The sequence below is a fragment of the Thermoleptolyngbya sp. M55_K2018_002 genome (assembly GCF_015295965.1).
GTDB lineage: Bacteria > Cyanobacteriota > Cyanobacteriia > Elainellales > Elainellaceae > Thermoleptolyngbya > Thermoleptolyngbya sichuanensis.
This window is the reverse complement of record NZ_DVEA01000231.1, coordinates 1-7415: the sequence shown is the minus strand read 5'-3', so window position 1 is coordinate 7415 and position 7415 is coordinate 1. Positions and strand designations below refer to the sequence as shown.

The following is a 7415-nucleotide window of genomic DNA, read 5'->3' as shown; positions in this document are numbered from 1 at the left end:
CGCAGAGGTTGGGTAGCGACAGACTTGGGTCAGTGTGCAACGTCCCAAAAGGGATCAGGGGGGCGATCGCCCAAAGATGTCGGTGCTGCCAGATGAGGGCGATCGCCCAAAGATGTCGGTGCTGCCAGATGAGGGCGATCGCCCAAAGGTGTCGGTTCTGGGAGATAAGGGGCGATCGCCGAAAGGTACGGGCGCTAGGAGATGAAGGGCGATGGCCCAAAGCTGTCGTTGCTGCCAGATGAGGGCGATCGCCGAAAGGTGCGGGTGCAAGGAGATGAAGGGCGATCGCGAGGGCTAACGTAGACTCTGAGAGAGGGAGTCAACAGGTAGCCGCGAAGAAGTGCTGAGCAAGCGGGCGGCAGAAAAATTGTCCGTGAGAGTTCAAGGTTATCTGCTGCCGCACAACTTCACCGTTGGGGAGAGTGATTTTTGGAGGGATTGTGGAACGCTAGAGAGAGTTCCTGGAAGTAACGCTTAAAAAGGGCTGGTGGGCGATCGCCCTCACCTGTGTCATCACACCGGCCCGCGCAAAATACCTACTCGCGCAACAATTTTGCATAATCTACGTCTCAACGATCAACATATCTGGATTAATCCTGGTTTATTTTTTGATCTTGAGAAATCCCGAAGCTTCAGGCAAGCTTGTTGTTATCTGTTACGCCTAACTCCTGAACTCCTCTGCACGTCAACATTCCACACTCTGGCAAAGCATCATGATTGACTTTCTCCTTCACCAATTTGGCAATCTGCGCCGCCGCTGGCTCTATGGGTTGATGGCAGGCGTGATGGCAACTGGGCTAATTGTGCTTAGCCCTTCGCCGTCTCATTCGCAAACCGTGCCGCGCTGGCTAGAACTGCTGATTCGTGGGGCGCAAATTGTTCAAATCTCCAATATGTCGGAGCGGCAAGAGTTGGAGCTAGGTCGGCAGATCAACCAGCAATTGTTGACGCAGCAGTTTCGGCTTTATCGGAATTCGACGGTTTCTGAATACGTTAACCGCGTGGGACAGGGACTCGTGCCCCACAGCGATCGCCCCCAGATTCCCTACACCTTCCAGGTGGTCGAGAGCAACCAGATCAATGCCTTTGCCACAATGGGCGGCTATGTCTACGTCACCACTGCGCTGCTGCAAGCAATGGACAATGAGGCTGAGCTAGCGGGCGTATTGGGGCATGAGATTGGGCATATTGCCTCGCGCCACTCGGTCGAGCAGTTGCGCGATCGGGCGATCGCCGCTGGAGCCGCCCGTGCCGCCGGACTGGACCGCAACACGGCCGTTGCTCTGGGTGTGGAACTTGCCATCAACCGACCCAACAGCCGCCGCGACGAATACGAAGCCGACGAGCGCGGCCTCAACAACATGATCCGCGCTGGCTATGCCCCGATTGGCCTGGTCAGCTTTATGGAAAAACTCCAGCAGCGGGGTGGCTCGGTGCCCACCTTCCTCAGCACCCACCCCAACTCTGGGGAACGCGCTGCCCGCCTGCGGCAGATGGTAGATGAAGCCGCCCTCACCCAGGGCAAAGGGCTAGACACTGCCGACTATCGCAACCAGATTCGTCCGCTTGTGCGCTAAATGCTCTCTCTTAGCAGGACCGTGAAATGAGACGCTGGATTGCCGGGGTTGGCGCGGGCGTGGTGTGTGGCACCGCAGGCGCAATGGGCGTTGGGGCCGGTTTGGGGCACGCGCTGCCGCCGCCGGAGGACGTGCCAGAGGAGGTGCTGCGGACGCAGATTGTGCTGGAGGGGCGATCGCCCGTCACGGGGGAACCGCTCACTGCAAGCGAACACGCCACCCAGCAGACCAGTCGCCAGACGGCGATTGAGGAACAACCCCGCGATCTGCCGCCCGAAATCCGGCAAACAGTGATGCTGCTGAAGCTGCGGCGGCTACTGCGCCCGGTGTTGCCGTTTATTTTCTAAACCCAGCAATCGTCGAGCCGTTCAAAGCGAGTAGCGATCGCCTGCACCAGGATTCAGGTACGGCCGGTCAAGCCACAGCCCTGCCTGCTGAAACTGACGGGCGATCGCCGCTAGCCGGGCGGTTGGGTCGGCGCTGTCTAGCAGCCCATCGGCAACCAACTGAGCGCGGTGCAGCCCAAACTCGATCGCCTCGTCGCAGGCTTCCTCCATCGGTTCCTCCGCTAGCCCTACTCCCGGCGCGAGGGCCTTGGTAAACAGAGGCACGGCCCGCTGGAGGTGCGATCGCACAATCGGATAAGCCTGCCGCAGCATCGGAGCCGCCGTCTCCCAATCGACCTGGCACAGCCGCAAGATGGCTGCGTCGCGTCGCCCATAGTCGGCCGGGTCGTGCAGCAGTCCGAGGGAAAAGGGCAGTTTTGCCTGATTCAGCGCGGGAATCAGGACGCGCATGAGGGCGATCGCCCCCGCAGGAGACAGGTTGAAATAGACCTGCACCGCTGGCGCATCGGGCGAAATCGGGCCGCGATCGCCCAAAACGGTATAAAAACTCGCGTCCATGCGATGGGGCGGCATCCACACTGCAATCGCGTCGCCCACTGCCGGATGTTTCTGGGAGGGAGATAAATGGCGATCGCGCTCCAGCCGCAAAATCAACCCATTACGCTGAACCAAGGCCGTCGTTTCGTCGATCTGGGTGACAATCCAGCCCGCGTCAAAATAGCCCTGTCCTGTGTTTGCCGCGCTAAGCTGCTCAAAAAATTCCACATCCACCCCAGCCTGCACCGAGTTTCGCAGATCCGTCGCCGCAGGTTGGTCGGTCAGTTGTCGGCCGCAGAAATAGAGGTCGTAGATCACGTTGCGAAGCTGGAGCCGCAGATAGGAGCGCTGTACCTCCGACGGCAACTGGTCAAAGGGGCGATCGTCTTCTACTAGCACCGCCGCCGGACAGCGATCGTGATAAATCCGTCCCTCTGGGCTGATGTGGAGATGTCGCAGCAAATCGTCTAGCCCCGCTCCGGGCGGCAGCTTGAGCGTCGGGGTCGCGTTTGAAACTGTCGCGGGGGAACCTGCTAGTTCGCCAGAGCCGGATGTCGCCGCAAGGTCGGATTGGCTATCTGGCTGGTTGCCCGATTCTGGGGCAGATGTGTCACTGTCTAGCCAGTCCTGAAGCGGCCCGCCAAAAATCGACCGAATCGACGCAGCGGGGCGGTTCAGCAGCGAATTCGCCACCTGCATCGTGCAAATGCCCACATTGCCCAGCGGCTCGAAATGTAGCGCCTTGACCCGCAGCGTGCGAATCAGGCTATAGCCCGCAAACTGCATCGCCCGCTGCCAAAAGTCTGGCGATCGCCCCATTTCGGGAAACGCCGCTCCATAGCCCCGCACGAGCGATCGCAGCGACGGCTGGAGAGTCTCCAGCGGCGTGGCCGCCAGCCGCAGCGCCTCGGTCAACTCCAGCCCCGACACCACCAAACTCTGTAGCCATAGCCGCAAATAGCAAGCAATCAGAAATCCCATATCCAACGCTGGGTCGCCCCATTCTGCCTTTTCCCAGTCGATCAGACGCAGCGGTTGCGGGGCAGCATTCAAAGGCTGATCGTTCGCGGATGATTTTTTAGCTGATTCTGCTGATTCTTTTAATTCTTTAGAGGCGGCTCGAATCAACTGCGGCCAGTTGCGATGCAACAGCACATTGCCAAACTTGAAATCTTGATGCGTCAGGCAGCAGGGGTCGTAAATCTCGCTTAAATGGGCGATCGCCCTCCGCAGATCCTCAGCCTGAAAATACAGCTCAAAAAACCGCAGCCCATCTTCACCGATCCGCCCCAAATCTTCTGGAGTCAGCCACTCCAACCCGTCTTCAAAATTGGGAACAATCGTGGCAATTTCGTCCTCTGCCATGGCCGCCGTTTGGGTTTGCTGGAGGGCGGCCCGATGAAGCGCCTCCTCGTCAGGATGAAGCTGGTGATAAATCGGCCAATAGTCCAGCGTAGTGCGGTGAAATTGTGCGGCCAGATGCCCTAACCTGTGGGCGATCGCCGCTGGAAATACCTGCCGTTCGGCATAGAAAGTTTCCAGATCGAGATAGTCCTGAAGATAGTTCATCACTAGGATGTGATGGACGGGGTCAAACAGCAAAATGCCCGCCGTTAGGGGAATCAAACTACTCAGTTCAGAATGTGTCTGAAACAGAGATTGCACCTGTCCTTCAATCAGCAAATCTCCGGCGGCATTGCCTTGGGCATCCAGCGGTTCTTGTTTCACCAGCAGCAGGCGATCGCCCGTTAGTCGCACCAGCAAATTAAAGTTTTTGGAAGACTTGGTTTCGATAGAAAGAACGGATTCCGATGGGCGATCGCACAGCTTTTGCCTCACTAGATAATCAAAAACGTTCTGATGATCTAATCTAAACGTCATTTCTGTATGCATTTCGGAGTTCATGAATCAGCGTCCCCAGGGCTGACGAGTTCAGGCAAACGTTTTTCTGTTATGGACTACTGCTCTAAAAAACTTAGCCAGAGCCACTCAGGACTCTGGCTATGGCTCTGGCTTAGAAAAAGTTAAAGAGCCAACTTCTGCCGAAAGAGGGATTTTAAGTCATGAATACGTCATGAGTTAAATCCTTATCCCCCTAATCAACAGTTGATTCGTCGGAGCTATCGAGGCTTTATGACCTAAAACCAACTAATCGACAAAGCGCCGTAGCGGAAATTCAAAATTAGGTCGTGAAGATATTACGACGACGCACTACTCGGCGGGTTGTCCGACGACGGCGCACTACCCGGCGGGTGTTGCGGCGCGGAGGGGTGGAGTTTCGGCGCCGCCCACCAGTGATCAGCAGCTCGTTTTCTTCGTTCAGTACTTGCGCCAATCCTTCGATACCCAGGAACAAATCGATACCCGCAGGTTGACGTTGTGAAAGTTGCTTATCAAGCATTGCATGATCCTCATTGCTAACTATCGACTCATGTTCAGAAACACTTGCATCTGCAAGAACACTTGCATTTTTTCAGTATTTCCTCCATGTGTCTTCATCCTATCGAGCTAGACAATAGGAGACAACCTTTATTAGAGTTTTCTAATACTTCTCCCGGGTGGCATCAAAGCATCATTTTTCCAATGAGATTTGTGAAAGAAATGCCTATGTCCAAAGACATAGAATATTACTGAAAAGCCCCTCCCAGGGTATATCCAAAGGTATAAGTTCTGAAAAATTTCTGGAACCTTGGAAATTACCAGTCTAATTCAGGAACTTTTTGAAAAGAGCAAATGTTGCCTGATTTTTGAAAATGAGTTTTGGGTTTTAGGAACTTTTGCGTTCGGGCTTACGTCTGCCGTCTGCGGCGCGATCGCCCCCATAAAAAGCGCAGACCATTGCACAAGCAACCACACTCTGAATGCCGCAGAAGCGCATCACAATTGACTTCAAAGATGCCCAAAAGATTAAGATCGCCATCCAGTCCAACTCTGAAATGTTGAAGCTAGATTAATGTTCGTCTGAGATTTTGGACATTTTTATATTTCGGCGTATCACGGCGTATTACGGCTGAAAGCGATAACCGATGCCGCGCACGGTTTCAATGTACCCATTCCCCATCTTTTTTCGCAGATAGCCGACGTAGACATTGACGATGTTGGAGCCGGGGTCATAGTCATAACCCCAGACGTGTTTGAGTAAATGCTCGTGGCTGAGTACCCGCCCTGGATTTCGCAGGAACGTTTCTGCTAGGGCAAATTCTCGGGCCGATAGCTCAATCTGGCGATCGCCCACGCAAAGCTGATGCGATTGCAAATCTAGCTCGATATTGCCCACTTGCAGCCGCATTTCGGCACCCTGGGTCGTGCGGGTGTGGCGCAGGCGCAGGCGGGCGCGGGCCAGCAATTCCTCAAACCGAAAGGGCTTGGTGACGTAATCATCTGCGCCGCTCTCTAGCCCGGCAACGGTGTCGTATACGCTGTCGCTGGCGGTGAGGATGATAATGGGCAGTTGTTCGCCTTGCCCGCGCAGTTCCTCCAGCACCGTCCAGCCGTCTTTTTTGGGCAGTCCCAAGTCTAAAATCAGCAGATCAAACTCCTGGCTGGCAATCATTTTGCAAGCGGTTTGTCCATCGGGGGCGATCGCCGTTGCAAAGCCATTGGCCCGAAATCCCTTTTCTAGAAAAGCAGCAATGCGCGGCTCATCTTCTGCAATCAACACGCGGGTCATGGTCTTCGTTTCTGGATGGACTGATTTTGGAGTTTAGATGGGCGATTTTGGATGACTAATCTGCTGGCTAATTTGAGAGATGCCAGGGCATTTCGCTAATTCCACAGATAGCGCTGCGGAGAGAAATTGACATCGGCTTTAGGGCGGATCAACCGGGATGACGAGCGTAAAGGTTGCGCCCTGATCGGGTTGGCTGACCAGTTCAACAGTGCCGCCGTGGGCCTGGGCGATCGCCCGCACGATGGCCAGCCCCAGCCCCGCACCTTCCGAGCGTCGCCTGCTGGTAATAGAACGGGCAAACCGCTCAAAAATGCGAGCCTGTTCTGTCTGGGGAATGCCTTTGCCCGTGTCGCGTACCCAAAAGCGAACTTTATCTCGATCGAGCGCCGTGCCCAGGGTGATGGTGTCGCTGGGCTGGGTGTGCTGGGTGGCGTTTTGGGCCAGGTTCATCACCGCCTGAGTCAACCGCTGGCGATCGCCCACAATCCAGCCCCTAGCATGGTTTTCTAGCCGCCACTGGCGATCGCCCAGGGCCTTTGCCTTGGCAAATAGCTCCTCTGCCAGAGTGGCCACGTTCACCATTTCCATCCGCAAGAAATTGGGCTGCTCTGCCCGCGCCAGCAGCAGCAAGTCATCCACAAAGCGGCTCATGCGGTCTAGCTCATCGGTCACCAGGTCGAGGGTTTCGCGCTGCTCGGTGGGGTCGTCGCCCAGCAGTTCCAGATGTCCGCGAATAATAGTGATGGGCGTTCGCAGTTCGTGCCCCGCGTCGCTGACGAAATCGCGCTGGGCGGCAAAAGTAAGCTGCAATCGATCTAGCATTTCGTTGAACCGCAGCGTCAGTTCGCTGATTTCGTCTACGCCATGCACTGGAATGCGCTGAGTTAGATCAGACTCGCTCACGGTCTTGGCGGCCTGGGTTAACAGGTTGAGCGGCTCCAAGGCTCGCTGAGCCACAAACCACCCCACAATGGCGGTCAGAACTAGCACCGTCAGCATCACCTGAATCACGATGGCGATCGCCTCGTCTATCCCCCTCAGTTCAGCCGAGAGCAGATGCGCGACGACAAACACGCCCCGGCTACCTTCCCGAAAAATCGGTTCTGCCTGATAAATGATGATTTCCCCATCCGGCAGGGTCACCCAGCGCCGCCGGGGTGTGGCAATTTCTGCAAACTCCTGAGCCAGCGGGCTAGATAAATCTAGGGACTTGGGGACAGCGCGGGGACTGGAGCGATCAAACTCGCCGTCCAAAAACGTCAGCAAAAACTCGTTATCGGCGGG

General features: G+C 55.9%; 7 protein-coding genes. 2 read left to right on the top strand and 5 right to left on the bottom strand.

The genetic code is table 11. From position 1 onward, the window contains the following. Positions 1-54: 54 nt before the first annotated feature. On the bottom strand, positions 55-270 hold the full coding sequence (locus tag IGS51_RS11490; RefSeq protein WP_297078524.1) for a hypothetical protein: 216 nt from the start codon (positions 268-270) through the stop codon (positions 55-57). 443 nt (positions 271-713) lie between these two features. On the opposite strand from IGS51_RS11490, the gene IGS51_RS11485 reads away from it, so the two are divergent. After that, on the top strand, positions 714-1577 hold the full coding sequence (locus IGS51_RS11485) for a M48 family metallopeptidase (protein ID WP_297078523.1): 864 nt from the start codon (positions 714-716) through the stop codon (positions 1575-1577). 26 nt (positions 1578-1603) lie between these two features. Beyond that, positions 1604-1924 (top strand): hypothetical protein, encoded by a 321-nt coding sequence (locus IGS51_RS11480; protein ID WP_297078522.1) that lies wholly within the window; start codon positions 1604-1606, stop codon positions 1922-1924. A gap of 21 nt (positions 1925-1945) precedes the next feature. Here the strand turns inward: IGS51_RS11480 and IGS51_RS11475 are convergent, their stop codons facing one another. The 4 genes from IGS51_RS11475 to IGS51_RS11460 form a co-directional block, all read right to left on the bottom strand. Further along, positions 1946-4342, bottom strand: a complete 2397-nt coding sequence (locus tag IGS51_RS11475) for a T3SS effector HopA1 family protein (RefSeq protein WP_297078521.1) — start codon at positions 4340-4342, stop codon at positions 1946-1948. 301 nt (positions 4343-4643) lie between these two features. Next, positions 4644-4862, bottom strand: a complete 219-nt coding sequence (locus IGS51_RS11470) for a hypothetical protein (protein WP_297078520.1) — start codon at positions 4860-4862, stop codon at positions 4644-4646. A 603-nt stretch (positions 4863-5465) separates the two neighbouring features. Beyond that, positions 5466-6131 carry a response regulator transcription factor gene (locus tag IGS51_RS11465; protein WP_297078519.1) on the bottom strand — a complete coding sequence of 222 codons (666 nt, stop codon included), beginning with the start codon at positions 6129-6131 and terminating at the stop codon, positions 5466-5468. A gap of 138 nt (positions 6132-6269) precedes the next feature. After that, a partial coding sequence (locus IGS51_RS11460) for an ATP-binding protein (RefSeq protein WP_297078518.1) occupies positions 6270-7415 on the bottom strand: 1146 nt, incomplete at its 5' end.

What these genes read in the sequence shown, in the direction of transcription:
- IGS51_RS11465 (WP_297078519.1), bottom strand. Translation starts at nt 6,131, where the DNA reads ATGACCCGCGTGTTGATTGCAGAAGATGAGCCGCGCATTGCTGCTTTT.
- IGS51_RS11480 (WP_297078522.1), top strand. Translation starts at nt 1,604, where the DNA reads ATGAGACGCTGGATTGCCGGGGTTGGCGCGGGCGTGGTGTGTGGCACC.
- IGS51_RS11470 (WP_297078520.1), bottom strand. Translation starts at nt 4,862, where the DNA reads ATGCTTGATAAGCAACTTTCACAACGTCAACCTGCGGGTATCGATTTG.
- IGS51_RS11485 (WP_297078523.1), top strand. Translation starts at nt 714, where the DNA reads ATGATTGACTTTCTCCTTCACCAATTTGGCAATCTGCGCCGCCGCTGG.
- IGS51_RS11475 (WP_297078521.1), bottom strand. Translation starts at nt 4,342, where the DNA reads ATGACGTTTAGATTAGATCATCAGAACGTTTTTGATTATCTAGTGAGG.